This window comes from Phytohabitans aurantiacus, from assembly GCF_027923225.1.
Classification (GTDB): Bacteria; Actinomycetota; Actinomycetes; order Mycobacteriales; family Micromonosporaceae; genus Phytohabitans; species Phytohabitans aurantiacus.
In genome coordinates this window covers 21,190-42,284 of the sequence record NZ_BSDI01000038.1, presented here as the reverse complement: position 1 = coordinate 42,284, position 21,095 = coordinate 21,190, and the positions used below count along the sequence as shown (strand labels likewise).

Below are 21,095 nucleotides of genomic sequence, written 5' to 3'. Positions count from 1 at the left end.
ACCTTCAACGAGGACGCCGAGCGGTATGACCGAGCCCGGCCCCGATAACCGGCGCAGATGTTCGAGGACCTGGCAGCTGCGGTATCCCCGGGGGCGAGGGTGCTGGAGATCGGCTGCGGCACCGGGCAAGCGACTATGGCGCTGGCTGAGCGGGGCTATCGGATCGTGGCCGTCGAGTTGGGGCCCGAGATGGCAACGGTCGCTCGGCGGAACCTGGCCCGGTTCGACTCGGTCGAAGTCGTCACGGCGGCGTTCGAGGATTGGCCACTGCCCGACGAGCCATTCGACGTCGTATTCTCCGCCACGGCGTTCCACTGGGTCGATCCGGTCATACGTGTGTCGAAGTCCGCTGATGCGCTGCGCCCCGACGGGCTGCTCGCCACGGTGATGACTGAGCACATCGCAGGTGGCAGCGAGGAGTTTTTCGTGGAGGCTCAGGACTGCTACGAGCGCTTCGACCCAGCTACCCCACCCGGTCTGCGCCAGCAATCTGCCTCTGAAATACCCGAAGACGACCGGGAGCTGGCCACGTCCGGGCGATTCGGGCCGGCAAAGTTCCACCGCTACGAATGGGAGTCGTCCTACACGACAGCGGAGTACCTTGATCTGTTGCTGACATACTCGGGACACCGGGCACTGCCGGCCGCACAACGAAGCGGGTTGCTGAACTGCATCGCCGGACTCATCGACGAGAACCACAGCGGACGAGTGGTCAAGCGCTACCTGACCGAACTGAGGATCGCTCAGCGCCTGCGGTGAACCAAGCCGATCCGTCAGCGCCGTTGGCTCCGAGACCAGAAGATCCACCTCGACGGGATCCCCAACGAAGCCCTCACCAGAGGTGGTGATCTCCGCGCCCTCGCCGAGTTGTCCGGCCTTTCGATGGCCCGCGCCGTTCGATCCGCGACCATTGGGGACTGTGCCGTCCCGGCAGCCGTCGTAGCCTGACCGCAGCCCATCAGCTCCCGCAGTTCCCCGAACTCCAGACCCAGATCCCCTCCTCACCGGACTTCACCCCCGGAGTTCCGCTCAATCCATCCGGAATCTGGGCGGATCTTCTGGTCTGTGTCGTAGAGCCGCCACTCTTCGCCGACGAGCGAGAGTGCCACGGGCAGGCCGGGCCGCTCACCGGTCTTCAGCAGATACTTGCCGCGCCCAGGGTGCACGCTGCCAGGGAATAGCGCCTCCGGCGCCGCCCACGAGCTGACGAGCTCCCGCTCAGGCGCGGACAGTCGGGTGATCTGATTGATGCGATCCAGTTCCCGGCCGGGCAGTGCGGCCAGGATCTTGATGGCGGCGCGTTCGAAGAATCCTCTTGCTTTGGCGCGGTCTTCCTCTGTGGGCAGGGCGTCGAGGTCGTCGAGGCTGTGGGTGACCATGAGGGTGCCCATGCCTCGCTGCCGGTTCAACCGGGTGAGCGCGTCGGCGTGGTCGACCAGGCCGGGAGCGCCGCGAAGGGCGCGCCACAGCTCGTCCATGACGCCGAAGAACTGCCGGCGCGGGGCAAGGCCGTGGTCGGCGAGTACGGCGGCGGCGTCGACCACGCCGAAGCTGTAGGCCCAGGTGCACAGCATCGCTGCGGCGACGAGCTGGTCGCCGGCGGCGGCCACGTGGGAGATGTCCACCGACACGGCGGGTGCGTCGAGGTCGATCGGGTTGGTTGTCGCGTTGTCGAAGACACCCTTCAGCGACCCTTCGCACAGCAGCGCGAGGGTGGGGATCAGTTCGCCGACGCGGCGCTGGTACTCATCCGATGTGGTCGCTCGGGCCGCGGCGCGTAACTCATCGGGACCCTCGTCCAAAAGGGACAGTACGGCGGGGACGGTGGGTTGGTGGCCGAGTCGTTCGCCGAGCAGATCGATGGCGCGGCCGAGGATGACTTCCTCTGGGTTCGTGACGCGGCCGGCGCGGATGAGGGTGCACAAGGCGAGCAGGAGCGACAGCCGCCGGCCGCGGATCTCCAGCCGCAGCCGGGCAGCTTCGGTGCCGTCCATCCGTGCGAGGGCAGTGCCGAGTGGGCCGGCATCGAGCGGGTTGATGCGGTCCAGGCCGCGTCCGATGCGGATGACCTGTCCGCCGAGATGTTCGACGAGGCGGGTGTAGTCGGGTTTGGTGTCGCCCAGGATCAGCGCGTGCGTGCCGTATCCGGTCAGGCCGGTGATGAGCCGTTTGGCGAGGGAGGACTTTCCGACGCCAGGTTGGCCGAGCAGGAACATGCCGGGGTTGGTGACCAGGCCGCTGCGTAGCCATTCGAGGGGGTCGAGACAGAGCACTTCGCCCCACAGCATGTGCCGGCCGATCGGTACGCCGAGGACGGGTGAGCCGGACCCGGCTACATAGGGGAACAGGCCGGACAACTGCACGGTGGTGCCCTGGTACTCCACGCCCGAGGCGAGGTGACTGACCCGGCCTGCGCCGGGAATCCGCCACCCCCACGACGGCGCGATCTTAAGGCTGGCAGGCATGGCATCCTCCGGTCGTCGTCGCTGGCTATCGGGGCCACTGGGTGGCGAGCTGCGATGGGCAGATGCCGCAGGGCAGGGTGGTGGCGAACCCAGAAGCGTGGCTCGCGCGCATCCGCCGCAGCCGTATCTTGGCCACCTCGGCGCGGCTTTCGACGTCGGCGACCGCGCGGCCGAGGTCGTCCTCGTCGGTCACGGTGACGGTGACGAACATTGACATCAGACCTACGCCAGCGCCGGCGGCCTCCTCATGCGCCGCGCGTAGCGCGCGGTCCTTGTCGGCGCGGTCGCGGGCGTTCTCGTCGCGGCGCTGTGCGGCGCGTAGGGCGTCGCGGAAGCTCGCGGCGTTGACTTCCCGTTCGACGATGCGGGCGGCTTCACCGGCGCTGAACGGCCGGTACAGCAACGACACCCGCTTCGGGTACGGGCCGGGAGCCAGCAGCCGTGCCAGCACGTCGGCGTGGACCTGCGTACGTGGGGCCTCGTGCCAGGACCAGGACACCGACCAGCCGCCGTCGTGCTGGTAGTGGTCGTAGCGTTCTTCGGCGGCGATCGGTCCGGCGGTGTCCCAGTCCAGGTACCTTCCGATCGTGTGCGTGTCTGCGCCGTTGACGAGCCGGGCCACGTCGCCGCGTGCGTGTGGGTCGAACGCTGCACGTACGGCGGCGACCAGGTCCGCTGTGCTGGCCCGGCCGAGCACGGTCAGGCCGCATCCGCCGAGCGCGTCCTGGAGGCCGGGCAGGTTACGGCTGATCTCGGCCACCGACTCGTCCAGGTTTCGAGGCCGGGTTGGCGAGTGCGTGGGATCGAACGTGATCGAGACGCGGGTCTCCACGTCCGCGGCGGCGGCCGGCGAGACCTGCACCAGTTGCTGGAGGACCCGCCGCGCGGAGGCTGGGGCGTTGGGGGAGATTCGCCCGCTGACGTAGTCGGCCAGCCGGGAACCGGACGCCGGTGCGGTGTCGACGGTGACAGTGACCCACCGGACGATCGGCAGGTGCCCGAGCCCGGACAGCCAACCGCCCCAGTTGGACACCCACGCCGCAGCCTGCTCCCGGTCGACGAGCCAGGTCGAGGTGGCGGCGGCGCGCAGGGTGGCGGTCATGGTCCCGACCCGCTGATGCCAGACCAGGCCGTAGTCGCCGGCCGGGTCCTGGACCGCTAGGAGTCTGGTTGGGGCGAGCACCCCGGGCAGGGTCCACGCCTGCTGGTGGGACACCGTGATCCCGGAGCGGTAGGAGGTGTAGCCGCGGGTCGACCCCCAGCCCCAGCGCACCCGCTGGAGCACCCCGTGCAGTAGCGGGACGCCGTCCCACCGCAATACTGTCCCGCCGATGACCACGGCCGCCGGCCCGACCATGACCGCGAAGGCGGTCAGGCTCAGCGACAGCGAGAGGGTCACCGCAGTCAAGGCGGCCAACACCACCAGGGTCTGGGTCGAGCCCAGGCCCATCAGCCCCATGCCTCGCGACCTGCGCCAACCGCCGTAGGTGCGTACCGGTTCGTCTGTTGTGGACATCGTTTGTGTCACTGGCCTTTCGTTGCGTTGGCGGTGGTGTTAGCGGCATCCTTAGCGGTCCGCGTCGCCGTGCTGGTCACCATCACCGTGCCGGCCACGATGGGCGCTGCGGGACCAGCCGCCGCGGAGGCGCCGGCCGCGCCGCTTGATCCGGATGCCGCGCCTGCGGTTCCGCTCGCGGCGCGTGGTGCACCGGCTGAGGTGATGGTGGCGACCTTCCCGGTACCGGCCTCGCCCTGGAACGCCGGCGGCTTGAATACGGGCGATGGCGCCGCGTCCGGACCGGGACCAGTCCCGGGGCTCGAACCCGGGCCGGGACCAGTGCCCGGACCCGGGCCGGGACCGGGACGGTTTCCCGGGCTGTTGGGGCCGTCGCGCGGGGCGCTGCCCGGGTCGAAGGTCTCAGCGAGGTGGCGGGCGTGCTCGCCGGGTTGGAAGCCGCCACCGGCGCCGCGCAGCGAGGACGCGGCGTGCAGTCCGGACGCGCCAGCGGTGGCGAGCAGCCCTAGCCCGCCGCCGCCAGACTGGAGGCCGCCGATGGTCCAGTTGAAGAACCGCAGCAGCACCGGCAGGGCAACCAGGGCGACGATCATCATGGCGATACCCATGAGCAGCACGCGCGGGTCGGTGGAGCGGTTCTCGCCTTGCAGCCAGATCGCCGTCGCGTACACGAGCGCTGCGGTCGGCTTGTAGAAGATCAGCGCGAGCTGCCATTTGAGCAGTGTTGGTAGCCAGCCGTTGGTGGCGTTGGTGAAGCTGCCGGAGGCGGCTACTGAGGTCGACCCGGCCAGGATGAGCACCGAGCCGTCGCGGAACAGCATGAGCATTGCCTGGATGAACGCGCAGCCCGTGGCGATGGCGCCGACCAGCATGACCAAGCCGGGCGGGATGCCGCCATCGGGGCCGGTGACCGGGACGATGAGGCTGGCAAGGCGTTTGGCGAAGCTGGGTTCGCCGACGCTGCGCAGCGCCGAGGTGATGACGTAGACGCTGAACTGGTCGGTGCCATACAGCAGCAGGTTGGTGCCGAACACGCCGACGGCCGACCACAGCGCGGTGTTCCACAGTCCACGAAGGACGTTGACCAGCGGAGCGGGCTTGCGGGACAGCACCATCAGCAGTCCGTTCCACAGGATGCCGCCCATCGCGATGATGGCCGCGATCGGTAGCATCAACGCGCGGATGCGGGCCACCGCGTCGATCGGTGCGGCGTTCGGGTCGGTGTTGGACCCGTTCGGGTAGAGCTTGATCGACGGCACGAGCACCCACCAACTCGCCGACACGTCGATCAGGAACAGCTCGGCTGTGATGATCATCTGCGAGATCTGGCCGAGGAAGCTGTTCGACACGACGGCCGCGACCTCGGTGGCGACGCAGCCGGTATCCCACGGCGCGCACATCGGGTCAGCCTCCATCCGAGAATGGGGTGTAGCCGCTGGCGTCGGTGACCAGCGCGGTGACCGACGCCCAAGCGCCGCCGGATGGCGCCTGCAAGGCCCAGTCCTCGCCGAGCCACTTTGTGCGTAGTCGTAGCTCGATGAGTACCGGGGCGCCGTTCTCGCCCGGCCCCTCGATGAGTAACCGCACCGCCGCGGTGGTCGGCGAGTCCTGGTCGACGCGATAGCTGTGGGCGGTCGAGTACAACCTGCCGGCCGGCTGCCCGTAGGGCAGACCGAGCCGGGCGCGGGCCTGTTCGTAGTCGTCCTCAAGCTGTTGGCCCAGCGCGGCCGCGTCACCGCCGACCACCTGCTCGCGCAGCGTCGGGCCAAACACCTGTGGGCCGACCTGCGCACTGAGCCGCAGGCTGATGTGCGCGGCGGCCAGCACCGCACCGAGCGGATTGTGGGCGAAGCCTCGTGCCCGCCCACTGGAGGTGTCGCGAGGCCCGGCGCTGCGCGAGACCGGCACCCGCGCGCCTGCCACCGTGGTCCAGGACAGCTCACCGGCCGCGTCCGGGGACGCCGCCGGCACTGATGGCTCCACTTCGGACGCCACCAACGAGTCGGTGGTCACTGCGGACGGTGGCGTGATAGGCCGCCGGGGGTTGGACTGGCCGAGCAGTGCCACGAGTCCTACGGCGACCACTGTCGTCACCAGCACGACCGCAGCCCCAGCCGCCACGACGACGGCGGTACGACGGCGGGCCCGCGCCGCGATGTGGTCAGTCACGGCCGCCTACTGGAGGACCACGCCGACGACCGCGGCGCCGATCGAGCCGAGCGTCAAACCACCGAGCACCCACGGGATACCGGTGGCGCCGTCCACCGCAGTGGACGAGCGGTTGCGCCGGCCCAGGATCATCATGCCGCCGCAGATGAACATGCCCAGCACACCACCGACCAGCAGCGTCCACTTGCCCCAGCTAAGGAACATGTCCGCGACCGGCGCGAGGCCGGGAATCGGCGTCGGCCCCGGATTGGGCACTCCCACGGCGGGGGTGGGTTCGGGGGCGGCCAGCACACTGACCATGGCCGCCGCGAATCGTTCGAGCAACACGTGCGTTCTCCTTCGTCCTGGCTCTTGCCTGCGCATGAGGCAATGACCTGGACGATGGCCGCCGTCCGGTAGCGGACCGGTTGGTGAAGGTGTATCCGGACCCGCTAAGGGCGTTACGGGTAACGCTTCCGCTCACCCTCTGCGGATTTCGTGAACCGATCACGAGATCCCGCGAGGAGGTGGATCCGTATGCGCGCGATGCCCCGCGTGGCCGCGATGGTGGCGCTCTGCGTTGCGGTGCTCGCCGCGGCCGGGTTGGTCCTGGGCGGCCGTGGCGCAGATTCGTCGGTGCCGCCGGAGCGCACCTTGGCGGCGAGCGTCAGCCCGCCAACGGACCCGGCGACGGACTACCGCGAGCCCACGGCGGTGTGCCTGGCGTTCGCCGGAGCGGTGTACCGGCGTGACACCCGCATCGATACCGGTGCGCAGGATGCGTACCGGCGTGCGATGGCGTACGCCACCGGCGAGTTGGCCGCTGCGGTCGCCGCGCAGCCGCCGGGCCGTGCCCCGAATTGGGCGACCTGGCGGGCGCATCAGGCGACCACCGTCCCGACCGCGACCGCCGCGGTCGCCGACGGCCAGCCGGCCGATACCACCTACGAGTCCTACCGCGCGGTGCGGGTTAGCGTCGCTCCGGTCGGCGTCGACGGGTGGCGCGGCCCGATCGAGCAACGGCTCGTGCTGTGCACACTGCGCCGCGACGGCGGCGACTGGCGGGTCGAGGGCTACCAGATCAGCGAGCCGGTATGAGCGGCGGACAGAGTGGCTCCAGCCGGCTGCTGTGGTTGGCGGTAGCCGGCGTCGCGGTGCTCGGGTTGGTCTGCTGCGCCGGATTCGTGCTCGCGGTCGGCGGCGGTGCCGGCTTGGGCGGTGGCGCGGTCACCGCGCAACCGGCGGGCAACCGGTTGCGGCCGGACGCGCCGGTACCGCCGCGGTACCTGGCGATGGTGCTGGCTGCCGGATCGCTCTGCCCGCGGATCGGTCCGGCGCAGATCGCCGCCCAGCTCGACCTGGAATCGAGTTGGAACCCCAACGCCTACACCGACTCCGGACAGGTGCCCGCCAAAGGGATCGCCCAGTTCACCGACGCCACCTGGCAGAGCTGGGGCCGCGACTACGACAACGATGGCGTCAACTCCCCGTACGACCCGGGCGACGCGATCGTCGCACAGGGCCACCTGATGTGCGACCTCGTCCAATGGGCCGAGCGGCAGCTCGCCGCCGGCCGGCTCGGCGGTCACGTCCTCGACCTCGCGTGGGCCGCCTACTTCTGCGGACGCCGCTGCATCCTGGATTCCGGTGGCGTCCCGGCCGCCGGGCTCGCCCACGACTACCCGCAACAGATCCGCGCCCGGCTACCCAAATACGCCGCCCCGGCCGTCGTGTCCGGCCAATGGGTGCTGCCGCTGGCACCGGGCACCTACACCGTCGGCAGCGGCTTCGGACCCCGCTGGGGCCGTCTGCACGCCGGCGTCGACCTGATCGCCAGCACCGGCACCCCGATTTACGCCGCCGCGGCCGGGGTGGTGCTGTCCGCGCACTGCTCCAGCGCCTACTGCAACCGGCCCGGCTTCATCGGCCTGGACGGCTGCGGCTGGACCATCAACATCAACCACGGCGGCGGAACCGCGACCCGTTACTGCCACGCGATCCGCGTCAACGTGCACGCGGGACAACGCGTTACGGCCGGACAACTCATCGCCTGGGTCGGCTCCACCGGCAACTCCTCTGGCCCTCACCTCCATTTCGAGGTGCATCGACCCAACGCACCACCGTCCACAAAGGACAATGCAGAAGATCCGATCGCCTTCCTGCGCAGCGTTGGTCTGAACCCGTAACCCACGGCCGTCGCCGCGCGGCTGCCGCAAGGAGCGCTCACGATGACTGACAACCTTCGCCGGTACACCGTGTCGTCAGTGGTGAACACCGACACCGGCGAGCTGGTCGGTACGCCCGTCGTCCGTGCCGGCCATGAAGACTACAACACCTTCCACACCGTCAACCCCCTGGCAGCCAACGAACAGTTCCGCTGGGTTCACGTGTGGGCACCAAACCCGGACGCGGCCGCCGCAGCCGACGTACTGACCGCGGACCTGCGGTCCGGCGGTGATCGCAACAGGCCGGTGGCCCGCGCGTTGACCGGTGCGGCCGGGCTCAAGCCGTTCAGCGTCGCCGCTGTGGTGCACGCGCGCAGCGGACGGCCGATCGGGGAGCCGATCGTCGCCGAGGGCCATCATGCGCTGGCCGGCGCGACGTTTGTGGGCCGGTGGGGGACCCGCGCACACACCGTGAACGTGTGGGCCCTCGACCATGCCGCCGCCGTTGCACAGGCTTTCGGCGCCGACCCGGACAGCGGACGTGTACCCGGATCGGCCGGGATGGGCTCGGCGCGCGGCGACCCCACCGACCGAGCACAGACCGGCGTGCCCGATACCGAGATGGCGCAACGGGAATGGAACCGGCTGGCCGGAATGCCGGCGGCCGCCCGCGCCGTGCTCGTGGCCGACACGGTATGGAACCGCGACTACCCGCCGGCCTACCGTACCGCCTACACCGCCGCCGCGATCCGGGTCGCCGCCGCGGCCACCGATGCCGCGGCGACCAATCCGGGCGCGTGGCTGACCCTGCACGAGTTGTCCTCCGTGGCAGGCCAGGCGATCAGCCGGCTGGCACCCGACCAACCCGCCGCGCCGCCAGCCGACCAGCGCACAGTGGCCGCTGCCCAAGCCGCCGCCGCGAAGCCTGGCCCGCAACCACGGTGGCAGCGCATCGCTGCCCTCGCGACGGCCGCAGCCCGCACCGCAGGCGTCCAAGCCGGAACCCTGACCGCGGCCACCGACATCCTCGCCGGGTGGCGTGCCTACAGCGGCCACGCCATCGCCGAGGGCGTCACGATAAACGGCCGGCCCGCCCGCGCCTGGATCGGTGAGCTGCTCGCCGCGGTCAACCGCGACATCGCCGCCCCGGCCGCAGCGACCGGCCGAACCGTCGCCCAACTGGCCCGCGAGGACCAAGCACGCGGGGTCTTTGAGCCGCAGGCGGCCAGCGCCCCCAACAGCCGCGCTCGCACGGCCGCATCGCCCGCACCCGCATCGACAACGACCCGGCGGACGCCGTGAGGAGGCTCACGCAGAACTGGCACGCGCGCCGCGAGCCGGTCAAGACCAAAGCGGGCGGCGAAGCGGTATGAAGGGAGGACGGTGAATGGCTCACCGCGGCCGCAAGCAGCACCCAGACCAGCTCGCGCTGGACTTCGACTTCCTGTTTGGGGCACCCGGCAAACACGCGCCGACCAACCCCGAGCCGGACAGCCCCGAGCGGAACCCGTCATCGCCGCAGGATGGAGACGACAGTGAACCGGTACGGCCAGCAAGCGATGCGGCACTGGCAGGACACCAGACCCGACCAGATGCGGGAGCTGGCGGATCCGGAGGCGTTTTTCACCCAGATGGGCGAGGACCTGGAGCAAGCGATCGAGGACCTGGCCGCGAAGTTGGCTGGGGATCCGCCGCCGCAGGAGAACTACCTACCGCGAGTCCGGCGGCTGACGATGGCCCGATTCGAGGCGGAAGGCCAGATCCTGCGGGGCATGCTGCTGACTTCCGGGTAGCCACCGAGGCAACTGCTGAGTCGCCGGCGGTGGTCCGGCAGGAACGCTTGCCGCACCCCGACCGGATTGCGCGCCCACGCGATCCGGTGGACGTCCCTGCCGGCGACCCGCTGCCGGCCTCTACTGTGGAGCCGGCAGCGGAGTCGGCCAGGTTCCGGCCTTCCGGCCAGCACGATCTGGCGCCCTCGGGTGAGGTCGAGCGGATCCGCGCCAACCTGGACGCGGTCCGCGCGCTCGCGCGCCAACTGCAACAGCGGCGGCCCGCGACCGCCGACGAGCAGGTGCTGTACGCGCGATGGTCGGGCTGGGGCGCCACTCCAGCGCTATTCGACGAGCGACCCAAGCACGCCGGCCGGTTCGCCGCCGAACGCGCAGAGCTTCAAGCACTTCTGGGCGACGACGGGTACCGGGCCGCCCGAACCACCACCCTGAACGCGCACTACACCGACGCTGCCTACGTCCAGATCATCTGGGACGCCGTGATGCGGCTGGGCTTCTCCGGCGGCAGGGTGCTGGAGCCTGGATGCGGCAGCGGCAACTTCCTCGGCTTCGCGCCAACCGGCGCGCGGCTGGTCGGCGTCGAGTTGGACCCGACCACCGCGCAGATCACCCAGGCCCTGTACCCGGACGCGGACATCCGCGCCGAGTCCTTCGCTGACACCCGGCTGCCCGAGCCAGGGTTCGACCTGGTGATCGGCAACGTGCCGTTCGGCAGCCACAAGCTGCACGACCCCCGATACAACCCCGGCCGCGAGTACTCCATCCACAACCACTTCATCATCAAGTCGCTGCACGCCACCCGCCCCGGTGGGCTGGTCGCGCTGATCACCTCCCGGTACACGATGGACGGTGCCGACCTGGCGCACCAGCACGCCCGTGAGCAGATGGCCGCACTCGCTGACCTGGTCGGTGCGGTGCGGCTGCCCATCAACGCTCACCAAGTCGCCGCCGGCACCGAGGTGGTCACCGACCTCCTGATCTTCCGACGTCGGCCCGATGGGAAGAGCACCGCGGCGGCCGTGCCGCAGTGGCTGCGCGTGCGTCCCGTCGACCTGCCAGCGGCCCGCGATTCGGTAAACGCTGACACATTCGAGGTCAACGAGTACTTCCTGGAGCAACCGCAGATGGTGCTCGGCGACCAGTTGACGGACAGCGGCCGTAGCCGGCCCGTGCTGACGGTACGCGGAAGCGACCCGGACACCGGCGCCACGCTGCGCTCCGCGCTCGACAGCCTGGTCCCCAAGCCTCAAGTCGTGCTGCGCTCGCCCGAGCCGCAGATGCAGGAAGGGCTGTTCGTCGACGAAGGCGACGGGCGGTTCAGTCAGATCCGCGATGGTCGCCGGGTACGCCACGAACCAGCCCGCACCCAGATCGTCGAACTACGTGCCCTGATCGGGCTACGGGAAACGTTGCTGGCGCTGCTGGATGAGGAAGCCGCTAACCGGGACGACACCCCACGGATGGCGGCGCTACGCGCCCAACTCAACAGCCGCTACGACGCCTACCGCGCCCGCTTCGAGGCCATCAACCGGTTTCAGCTCTCCGCCGGTACCAGGGTGGACAAGAAGACCGGACAGGTTGTCGAGACCGAACGGCGTATCAACCCGCGGATGGGCGGATTCCGCGACGACCCCTTCTTCCCCTACGTCGCGGCCCTGGAAAAGTTCGACGACGAGTCGGGCCAGGCGCAGAAGGCAGAAGTGTTCAGCCAACGGGTGATCACCGTCCCGAACCCGGTGCAGCGGGTCCAGGAACCCGATGACGCCTTGGTCGTCTGCTGGGACCGACACAACGAAGTACGCCTGGACGTGGTCGCCTCGCTGCTCGGCCTCGACCATCCACAGCAGGCCCGCGAAGCTCTTGGCGACCTCGTCTTCGAGGAACCGGGCAGCGGCGAACTGATCCGCAAAGCGGAGTACCTGTCGGGCAACGTACGCCGCAAGCTCGTCGTGGCCCAACAGGCCGCACACGTGGACGCCCGGTTCGAGGTCAACGTTCAGGCATTGCAGTCCGTCGTCCCGCGCGACCTGACCCCGGTGGAGATCGGTGCTCGGCTCGGCTCGCCGTGGATCGCCGCGGACTACGTCCAACAGTTCCTACGGGAAATCCTCGAAGATGACACCGTCACCGTCTCCAACATCGGCGCCCGGTGGTCGGTCAAGGGCGGCGACAAGAAAGGTGTGCTGGCCACCACCGTGTGGGGCACCAAGTCCCGCCCGGCCACCGACCTGGCCGAGAATCTGCTCAACAGCCAAACGATCGAGATCACCAAGACGGTCGGCACCGGCTCTGAGAAGAAGACCGTCCGTGATACTGAGGCCACCGCCTTCGCCCAGGCCAAGGCACAGCAGGTCGACGAACGGTTCCGGGCCTGGCTGTGGGAAGAGCCCGACCGCGCGGCCACCCTCGGCCGTATCTACAACGACAGGTTCAACGCCCGCATCCCGCGCACGTACGAGGGCGAACACGTCGAAGCCCCCGGCCTATCGTTGGCGTTCCCGCTGCACCCGCACCAGATGGCCGCCGTCGCCCGCATCCGCAACACCCCGGGCGTTGGCCTTTTCCACGGCACCGGTGCCGGCAAAACCCTGGAGATGATCGTCGGCGGCATGGAACTGGTGCGTCTCGGCCTGGTCACCAAACCCTGCTATGTGGTGCCCAAAGGAGTGCTCGGCCAATTCCGCCGCGAGTTCCTCCAGGCATACCCGCGCGCCAAAGTCCTCGCCGCCGACTCCGAAGACCTCACCGGCGATAAGCGGCGCCAGTTCGTCGCCCGATGCTCCACAGGGGACTGGGATGCCATCATCATCAGCCATCACGCGTTCAAGAAGATCCCCGTCAGCCGCGCCGTGCGCGTGGACTACCTCAACAAGCAACTCGACCGGCTCCGCAAACACCTGGCCAACTCCGAAGGCGCCGACCGGTACACGGTCAAGGACATCGAGAAGCAGGTCCAAACCCTCCAACAGCAGATCACTGAGCAGTTGGCCGCCCCCAGCGATCCGGGCGTGGAGTTCGAGCGCACTGGCATCGGCTACCTGTTCATCGACGAGGCCCACGTCTACAAGAACCTGCGGGTCATCTCATCGATCAGGGAACTCGCCCACGACGGTAACGACATCACCGCCGACCTGGAGATGAAGCTGGAGTACCTGCGCCGCACCGGCCGCCGCGTCGTCACACTGGCCACCGCGACCCCTATCGACAACTCACCGTCCGAGATCCTGACGATGACCAAGTACGCCGCGCCCGAACTGCTGGCGGAGATGGGTGTCGAGGAGGACGACCAGTACCACGCGGCGTTCATCCAACCCCGGCGGCGGGTGGAGATGCGCCCCGACGGAAGCGGCTTTGAATCCCGCACCCGCCACAGCCGCTACGTGAACCTGCCCGAGCAGAAGCAGCTCATGTACTCGTGGGCCGACGTCAAACTCAAGGAACACCTCGACCTGGGCGAGCCGGCCATCATCGGTGGCCAGCCAGAGGTCCTCGCCGTACCCGCCTCACCCGAGCTACACGGCCATCTGGTCATGCTGGCCGCCCGCGCGAAGAAGGTCACCGGCGGCCACCCCGACGAGCGATTGAACAGCAAAGGGGAGTTCAAGAAAGACAACATTCTGTGGATCTCTACCGACGGGCGCACAGCGTCACTGGACCTGCGCCTGATCGGCGACCACACCGACGGGCCACAAAAGATCGACGTCGCCGCTGACCGGATCGCCGAGATCTGGCGCGCGCACCGCGACGACATCTACTACCGGTCCGACGGAACCCCTGAGCCGGTGCGCGGCAGCCTGCAACTGGTCTTCTGCGACCTGGGCGTACCGCGTCGCGACCGGTGGACAGTCTACGAAGGACTCCGCGACGAGCTGGCCGCGCGCGGTGTGCCGCCTGAGCAGATCCGCTTCGCTCAAGAGGCCAAGAACCGTCAGCAGAAAGAACAGCTCGACCAAGACGCGCGCGACGGCAAGATCGCCGTACTGATCGGCAGCAGGCAAGGATTGGGCACCGGACGTAACATCCAGCGCCGCGTCATCTCGGTGCTGCAACTCGACCCGACTTGGAAACTGACCCCCGTCACGCAGAGCCTGGGCCGGGGACAGCGCCAAGGCAACGACAACACCGCCATCCACCACATCTTCGTGGTCACCGAGAACTCGTACGACCCGTTTCTGTGGCAAAAGGTCGACGACAAGGCCCGCTTCACCCGCCAAATGCTCGACCCGAACGACACCACCCGCGTCATCGACGCCCAGGAACAAGACGACGATGGGGGGAAGATCGACCCCGCCGTCATGTTCGCCGTCGCCGCCGGCCGCCCCGAACTTCTCGAACTGCACCGCACTGAGGAAGCCGTCGGCGCGCTGCGACTGGAGGCGCGTATCTGGAGCGACGAGCAGTTCACCCTCACCGCCACCGTCAAGCAGAACCAGCACACCATCACCGGACTGCGCCGCAGCATCAGCGACCTGAACACCGTCCTCGCCCGCCGCCGCGACACCCGCGGCGACGCCTTCCGCATGACCCTGGAAGGCACCACCTTCGACAGCCGAGCCGACGCCGGTGCCGCCCTCGTGCGACGCCTCCAAGCCGCCGTTCACGCCGGACGAGGCCGGGAGCACCTCCAACTCGGCGAACTGGGCGGGATCATCCTGTCCGCCGGCATCGAGGCGGGCCTGCTCGGCGACCGGGCGCTGCTGAGACTCGACGGGATCGCCGACAGCATGATCGAACTGACCCAACGCGACCTCGACGCCCTCGCAGCCAGCAGCAGCGCCGACCAGATCGGGCTTATCCGCAAACTCGAAAACAAGGTCGCAGGCGCCGACGACCTGCGCAAGCGCTACCTGGACAGCATCGACCGGCTCCAGGCCAACATAGACCGGGCAACCGCCCGCATCGGCCTGCCATTCCCACAACAGGCCGACCTGGATCGACACGCCGACCAACTCGCCGAGCTGCACAAGCAGCTACAAATCCTCGACACGGCCAGCCCCAACAACACTCCGGACGGCGGCACAGCCCCGGCGGAAGGCGCCCCCGCGCGAGGCGGCAGCGCCGTTGGTGAATCCAACCCGACCGCACGGCCAGCGGCCGACGTGCGGCGGTCGCGAGCAGACGCGGACCATGCGGCGAACGCATCCGGGTCAGCAGGCGCGGACACTGGGCAACAACGCCGCGACCCCGACCCGAGGCCGGCCGGCGGGGCGCCCAACGACGGGCAACCCCTGTCTCAGCGGGAGACTATCCATGAAGCCGGCATCCTGGAGCACGTTCTCGCGCAGGCAAACCTCACCACGCAGCAGCGTGACTGGCTCACCGGCCAAATCCCGCGGCTGACCAGCGACCCCCGGGTGGCCATGACCGCCCGATCCGCCCGCGACTACGACGAATTCCCGCCGGTCTTCGACCCGGCGTTGGAGGAACTCCTGCTCAGTGCCGCAGATAACGTCGGTAGTGCCGGCGAAGCCCTCGCGATCTGGTACTTCTCGACCGACCCGCAGTTCAGGGCAGCATTCAGTCAGGCCGCCGGGCACACCGTCTACGAGCAGGTCCGGGCCACGCCTACCCCAGGCTCCATCGAACCAGTCCGCGTCGACTCATCGCCGAACGATCCGTCTCATGTCGACCACGCGGCTGCCCCGCAGCCGACCCTATCCGATCGCGAAGTCGATCACCCCGCCATTGACCCCACCCAGGTAGTCCCCGCCCGCGGCGGGCTCGTGCCCACGGCCGGCGACGAACCGGGCACAATCCAGATCAACGGCAACAGCGTCCTTGTGTACGGCACGGACAAGTCCGACAGCCAGATGTGCGGCGCGCTGTCCGATGCCGGCTTCAAGTGGTATCGCAGCCTGCAACGCTGGGGCCTGCCGCGCAGCTGGCACCACGACACCCGCATGCGGCGGGTCGCACAACTGCTGCGACGGATGCGCGAGCACGGCCGCATCCTGCCCGTCGAAGACCCCAACGACAGACGCTTCGAGGACCGGCCCGCCGCCGGTCCGCTGACCGTGCAGATGATCGCCAAAGCCGATCTGAGGGTGGGCGACCAGGTGCGGCTATGGGTCGCCGGCGCTGGCACCCATCCGTGGCGAGGACTCGGATCGCCCAACGACGAACGGTTCCTTATCGAAGGCGTTTACGCGGGCATCACAGGTCTGGACGGCCAAGGTGAACTGCTCGACCTCGTGGTCACCGACTCCGACGGTCGCCGAGACGAGCTTGGCTGGCGAGTCCTGGTCCTGCCCGAAGCTCTGCCCGTGCTGCGCGCGGAGTCCACAGCCTCACAGTCAGTCCCCAAGGGCGAGCGGAACCCACTGGACACCGCTACTCCATCAGCGCAGCTATCTGCTCACGCCGCGGAACCAGGGCCAGCATCCGACGTCGCTCGGTCGGACCCCGAGCCGTTCGACCTGACACCGCGCCAACAGGCAGTGATCGACGAACTCGGCATGGATCGGGGAGAGCCGTGGAGCATTCGGCGGGAATGGCGGATTCGCACTTTCGTCCAACTGTCCACCAAGGACTACGGTGAGCTGCGGTCCGATGTCCGCCAAGCGCTGACCACCGACCTTCACGACTCCCTCGCCTCACCCGCGTGGCGCGAACGCGCCACCGCCCGCCGCCTACTAGAGCGTTGGTCGGGCAGCCCTACCGCGGCTCACACCGAGGCCCAGGAACAGGCCATTGACGCGTTGTGCCAGCCCGCCAGCAGCCAAGGCATGCCCGACCCAGTACGGCTGGCCGCGTACGGCCGGCTGACCATGGAGGAGTACCGGACCCTTGATTCGGGCTACCAGCAGGACATCCAGGCCGACCTGAAAGCCATCGCCGAAAGTGGTGCCACCAAGATCATCTCACGCAACCGCAGCGGGATCGGAGCAACCGTTCGCACGGTCGCAGACCACGTCACCGGAGCGCAGGACCTGCTGCGGCGCCTGCGGTCCAACCCTCAGATGCCGCCGCTTCGCAGCAACGCGACCAGCGTCACCAACACCGCTGAGCCGGCCGCGCCCGTGTCCGACATTCCAAGCGCGGCACCGCTTGTCGACGAGTCCGCGCTGGCCCACTCCGACGGGAATACCGATCCAGAACAGTCCCAGGAGGTGGAGGCCGGAGCCGTCCAGCTCGCGATCCCGCTCCGACCAGCCGTCGAACCCAGGCCAGAGCATGCCACCACGGCCGCGGCCGTACGACACGACACCACGGCGCTGAGCGCGGAGCAGCGGCTGCTGCAAAAGGTGGCGGCAGGGATACCCGACAACGTCGTGCAGTGGCCCAGCACGCCTGACGGCCATCCAACTGTCCTGGTCTCCTTCGTCGCCAACGGCACCTACGGCGAGGTTTCCGGCGTCGACGTCCAACGCGAACCCATCACCGCCCGTGGCTACGTCATCGAGGCACAGGGACTGCGCGGCGGGTACGGCGGCTGGCACCCAGACGCCCTCATCGTCGTCAAGCTGGGCGAAACGCCAGATGGGCCGACCGTGCACACCGTGCAAACCGAGATGGACGCGCGGCTCACCGTGCTCGACCCGCCCAGCCCCGATATGCCGGCAGGGGAGCCGGCACCGTGGCTGCGAATGCCCGTCGAACACCAGATCCTCGCTGCCCGTACCGCCCTCGGCCTGACCATCGAGATCCGAAACGGACCAGCCAACGAACTGTGGACAGTGGAAGGCTGCCCGGAACAAATCACCGGAGAGGTCGCCTGGTGGCTGTTCGGCGGGAGATACCGATCCTGGGATGGACGAGCAAGACCAGTATTCCGACCACAACTCGTCCAGGAAGCGACCACCGCCGGCCGCATCCCCGCCGAGCCGGAACAACTACCCGTACCGGTGCCCGAGCCGCCACCATCGCCCGACCAAAACATTGAGGCCCGTCTCGCGCGCCTGTACCCCTACACCGAACCCGGTCCGCTGTTCCGCCGCGCCGTCGCCGAAGCAGTGACCTACGCCCGGATGAAGCTGGACGCCGGCCTCGATCCGTCCCGTGACCTGATGGAGGGTGAAGTCGGTGCCGGCCTGCGTCCCCGCGCCGACCTCGCGGCCCGGCACGACAACGGACTGCCCCCTGCAAGCGAATCCATCAGCACCGCACCGTCCCCGACATGGCTCGCCGGAGTTACGCTCGGCGAGGAAGCGCCCACCGCCGACGGCCGGCACCACGTATACCGACGGTCCAACGGCCGAGCCACGTCCGTCTACGTCGACGCTCGTCACCCGCAAGCTGGCATGCTGCCCCGTGGCCGGCTCGAACTCACATCCGACGCCGAGACCCACGGCCCACCCAAGTGGCGGATCGTCGACCACGACAGCACGTCCGTCGGCGAACACACCGGGACCTACCTGGAAGCCGAGGCGAAGCTCCTAGCCGCCACTGCCGAGCTGGACGAACCCGTCAGCGACGCCGACGCCGACCCGCATTCAGATGCAGATCTCACCCCAGCGACCGGTGCATTCGCCACGACACAGGGGGAACCGTCAGCGGCCGCGCCGGCCGCGCCGACGTGGAGTGAGCGAATCCAGATCATCGACGGGCCAACCCTGTTGGTACGCGGCACCACCGGCGCCCCACGCGAGAACGGGTTGCGTGGACTACTGAAGCAATACCGCTTCCAGTATCGGGGAGCCAGCGGCGAATGGCGTTACACCGGCCGGCTCGCCGACCGGGCCGCTGCCATCGGCGACATCCGGAGGTGGCTGGCAGCCCAAGACCGCGCCGACGCCGCACGCACAGCCAAGCCCACCACCGCGCTGCCGCCGACCACACAGCAGCAGCGCATCATCGACTCCTACCAGGCCGGCCACACCATCGCCGTGCAAGCCCTCGCCGGCACCGGCAAGACATCCACCTTGCAGATGCTCGCCGCTGTACGCCCCGAGACTCGTGTGGCGTACATCGCGTTCAACAGGAGTATCGCCGACGAGGCCCAGCGTAAGTTCGGCCGTAACGTCCGGGCCGACACCAGCCACGCCTTCGCCCGCGAGGCTCTGGACGGCACACCCCTGCGCGGCAAGCTCGACCGGATCGGTAAGGGCGCCCGGTGGCCCGAGGAGTGGGCCGAACACCTGAACATCGCCCTCGGCGGCGCCCAAGAGCTCCCACCGGAAGACCTTGCCCGCCTGGTGATGGCGACGGTACGCACCTTCCGGGAAAGCGCCGCCGACACAATTGGCAGCCAGCACCTACCTGCGTCGGTACCGACCGAGGTCGCCGGGCTTGGCGAGACGGTACTGAGTTACGCGCGGGCCGCATGGCAGGACATCGCTGACCCCGACGGCAAGCTGCTGTTCGACCACGACGACTACCTCAAACTCTGGGCACTGCGCCACCCGCGCCTGCCCTGCGATGTGGTCTTCTTCGACGAAGCACAGGACATCAACCCGGTGCTGCGTAAGGTGATCCAGGACCAGCCGATGCAGACCGTCGTTGTCGGTGACTCCAACCAGTCCATCTACGGATTCCGCGGCGCCATCGACGCACTGAAGAACTGGCCCGTGCAGAGCACCCTACCGTTGACCCAGAGCTGGCGGTTCGGGCCGGCAGTCGCCGACGTCGGCAACCAGTTCCTGCGGTTGCTTGGCTCACCGTGGCTGCTGGCCGGCAACCCAGCGCTCGACAGCAGGATCGGCCTGGTCGACGATCCCGACGCGATCCTGGCGCGTACTAACGCCGGAGCGGTCGCCGGCGTCTTCGACGCCTTCGACCGAGGCAAACGCGTCGCCCTCATGGGCGGCGGTCGTGCCATCGAGGACATCGCCAAGGCCGCGAAGGACCTGCAAGCCGGACGCGGTACCAAACACGTGGACCTGAGCCGCTTTACCGACTGGGACGAGGTCCGCGCCTACGTCGAAGACGGCGACGGTGCTCAATCGTTGCGCGCGTTCGTCCGTCTCGTAGACCGCCGTGGCGCCGACGGACTTCTCCAGATGGTCAAGGAACTGGCCGACGAGGACCAGACAGACGCGGACGGAAACCCCGACTACGACGTCATCGTCTCCACAGTGCATAAGGCGAAGGGCCGTGAGTGGGCACAGGTCCAGATCGCCGACGACTTTCCCCAGCCCCAACAGAACCAGGAGACCGGAGAAGTTCAGCTGCCCGACGCCGAGCAACTGCGCCTGGCGTACGTGGCCGTCACCCGCGCGCGATACCGCTTGGAGCTGGGTTCACTGAGCTGGATCGAAGACTTTTCCGAGCACACAGACCGCGCCGCGACCGCAGCGAGTCGGTCCTTGGCCCAGCGAGAGTCCACTGTGGCTGATCCCGTAGCTGACATCAGGTCGTCGGTACAGTTCTGGCTGTCCAGCCAGCCGGACGCCCTCGATATCCCCGTCGGTAAAAGAGAATGGCTCGCACGATCCGTCGCCGATCTTGTCAACGACCATCGCGTCCGTCGCGCAGCCTTCGCGCATGAGGAGGAGGACTTCGGTCGCGTCTTCGAGCCTGCGCTGGAGGATCGTCTCGTCAACGCCCGCGACGCCGACGCGAACAACTCGGCATTGCTGCTCTACCTCAGCGATGAGGACTTCGCCGAGGAACTCAGCGCCTACGCCCGACACGTCGTCTACTCCGCAATCAAGGGCTGTCCGGAGTCAACCGACAGCGACACGCCTGCGAGACCACCAACGCATACTGATGGGACGGGGAACCTTGCGGATCAGACGAGCCGTGAGTCGCCCGGGCCGACGGCACCGCGCACCCCGACGCAGCTTGCACGCCTCGACACTGCCGTGGGGGCGCAGCAGGGACACGTGGCCCCAGCCGGGCGCGCCGGACGCCCGATCACCCAATCTGGTGCGTCGCGGCGGGCAGCTGGGATGTAGCCGCCTCACACCTGGCTGCCTGCTACTGGGAGCGGTGCACGAAAGTGTTGAGCCGGCATCTGATCTGGTTGAGCAAAGCCTGGCGTACAGGGATGTCGTGCGGGAACAGCGGATCACCCAAAGGGCCGACGGCTGGCCCGGGACATGCCGCCGCCCGGCTGACCGGTCGGATC

Annotated in this window: 11 protein-coding genes; 6 read left to right on the top strand and 5 right to left on the bottom strand. The window is 68.7% G+C overall.

Going from position 1 to position 21,095, the window contains the following annotated elements; all coding sequences use genetic code 11:
- Positions 1–57: 57 nt before the first annotated feature.
- Positions 58–759 carry a class I SAM-dependent methyltransferase gene (locus tag QMG73_RS30935; protein ID WP_281901553.1) on the top strand — a complete coding sequence of 234 codons (702 nt, stop codon included), beginning with the start codon at positions 58–60 and terminating at the stop codon, positions 757–759.
- Positions 760–1,001: 242 nt separating this feature from the next.
- Here the strand turns inward: QMG73_RS30935 and QMG73_RS30930 are convergent, their stop codons facing one another.
- Genes QMG73_RS30930 through QMG73_RS30910 form a run of 5 tightly spaced genes read right to left on the bottom strand, consistent with a single transcriptional unit; the run spans position 1,002 to position 6,477 of the window.
- Positions 1,002–2,465: a hypothetical protein gene (locus QMG73_RS30930; RefSeq protein WP_281901551.1), complete on the bottom strand. Its 1,464-nt coding sequence runs from the start codon at positions 2,463–2,465 to the stop codon at positions 1,002–1,004.
- Positions 2,466–2,490: 25 nt separating this feature from the next.
- Complete coding sequence (locus QMG73_RS30925; RefSeq protein ID WP_281901549.1) at positions 2,491–3,981, bottom strand: SCO6880 family protein; 1,491 nt, start codon at positions 3,979–3,981, stop codon at positions 2,491–2,493.
- Between the two features lie 8 nt (positions 3,982–3,989).
- Entirely contained in the window at positions 3,990–5,396 is a 1,407-nt protein-coding gene (locus tag QMG73_RS30920) for a hypothetical protein (protein WP_281901548.1), read from the bottom strand.
- A complete protein-coding gene (locus QMG73_RS30915) occupies positions 5,386–6,150 on the bottom strand; it encodes a hypothetical protein (RefSeq protein ID WP_281901547.1) in 765 nt (254 codons plus the stop codon). The genes QMG73_RS30920 and QMG73_RS30915 overlap by 11 nt, the downstream gene beginning before the upstream one ends.
- Positions 6,151–6,156: 6 nt before the next feature.
- A complete protein-coding gene (locus tag QMG73_RS30910; protein ID WP_281901546.1) occupies positions 6,157–6,477 on the bottom strand; it encodes a hypothetical protein in 321 nt (106 codons plus the stop codon).
- Positions 6,478–6,666: 189 nt separating this feature from the next.
- Here QMG73_RS30910 and QMG73_RS30905 point away from each other — a divergent pair, with 189 nt between their 5' ends.
- From QMG73_RS30905 to QMG73_RS30885, 5 genes are all read left to right on the top strand, one after another.
- Positions 6,667–7,227, top strand: a complete 561-nt coding sequence (locus QMG73_RS30905) for a hypothetical protein (RefSeq protein WP_281901545.1) — start codon at positions 6,667–6,669, stop codon at positions 7,225–7,227.
- Positions 7,224–8,315, top strand: a complete 1,092-nt coding sequence (locus tag QMG73_RS30900) for a peptidoglycan DD-metalloendopeptidase family protein (protein WP_281901544.1) — start codon at positions 7,224–7,226, stop codon at positions 8,313–8,315. The genes QMG73_RS30905 and QMG73_RS30900 overlap by 4 nt, the downstream gene beginning before the upstream one ends.
- 42 nt (positions 8,316–8,357) lie before the next feature.
- Complete coding sequence (locus tag QMG73_RS30895) at positions 8,358–9,596, top strand: hypothetical protein (RefSeq protein ID WP_281901543.1); 1,239 nt, start codon at positions 8,358–8,360, stop codon at positions 9,594–9,596.
- Positions 9,597–9,817: 221 nt separating this feature from the next.
- Positions 9,818–10,087 (top strand): hypothetical protein, encoded by a 270-nt coding sequence (locus tag QMG73_RS30890; RefSeq protein ID WP_281901541.1) that lies wholly within the window; start codon positions 9,818–9,820, stop codon positions 10,085–10,087.
- Positions 10,088–10,173: 86 nt separating this feature from the next.
- Positions 10,174–20,922 (top strand): AAA family ATPase, encoded by a 10,749-nt coding sequence (locus tag QMG73_RS30885; protein WP_281901540.1) that lies wholly within the window; start codon positions 10,174–10,176, stop codon positions 20,920–20,922.
- Positions 20,923–21,095: the final 173 nt, after the last annotated feature.

Excerpts from the sequence above, each read along its gene's own strand:
- QMG73_RS30935 (WP_281901553.1), top strand. The coding sequence starts at position 58 with ATGTTCGAGGACCTGGCAGCTGCGGTATCCCCGGGGGCGAGGGTGCTG.
- QMG73_RS30930 (WP_281901551.1), bottom strand. The coding sequence starts at position 2,465 with ATGCCTGCCAGCCTTAAGATCGCGCCGTCGTGGGGGTGGCGGATTCCC.
- QMG73_RS30925 (WP_281901549.1), bottom strand. The coding sequence starts at position 3,981 with ATGTCCACAACAGACGAACCGGTACGCACCTACGGCGGTTGGCGCAGG.
- QMG73_RS30920 (WP_281901548.1), bottom strand. The coding sequence starts at position 5,396 with ATGGAGGCTGACCCGATGTGCGCGCCGTGGGATACCGGCTGCGTCGCC.
- QMG73_RS30905 (WP_281901545.1), top strand. The coding sequence starts at position 6,667 with ATGCGCGCGATGCCCCGCGTGGCCGCGATGGTGGCGCTCTGCGTTGCG.
- QMG73_RS30900 (WP_281901544.1), top strand. The coding sequence starts at position 7,224 with ATGAGCGGCGGACAGAGTGGCTCCAGCCGGCTGCTGTGGTTGGCGGTA.
- QMG73_RS30895 (WP_281901543.1), top strand. The coding sequence starts at position 8,358 with ATGACTGACAACCTTCGCCGGTACACCGTGTCGTCAGTGGTGAACACC.
- QMG73_RS30890 (WP_281901541.1), top strand. The coding sequence starts at position 9,818 with ATGGAGACGACAGTGAACCGGTACGGCCAGCAAGCGATGCGGCACTGG.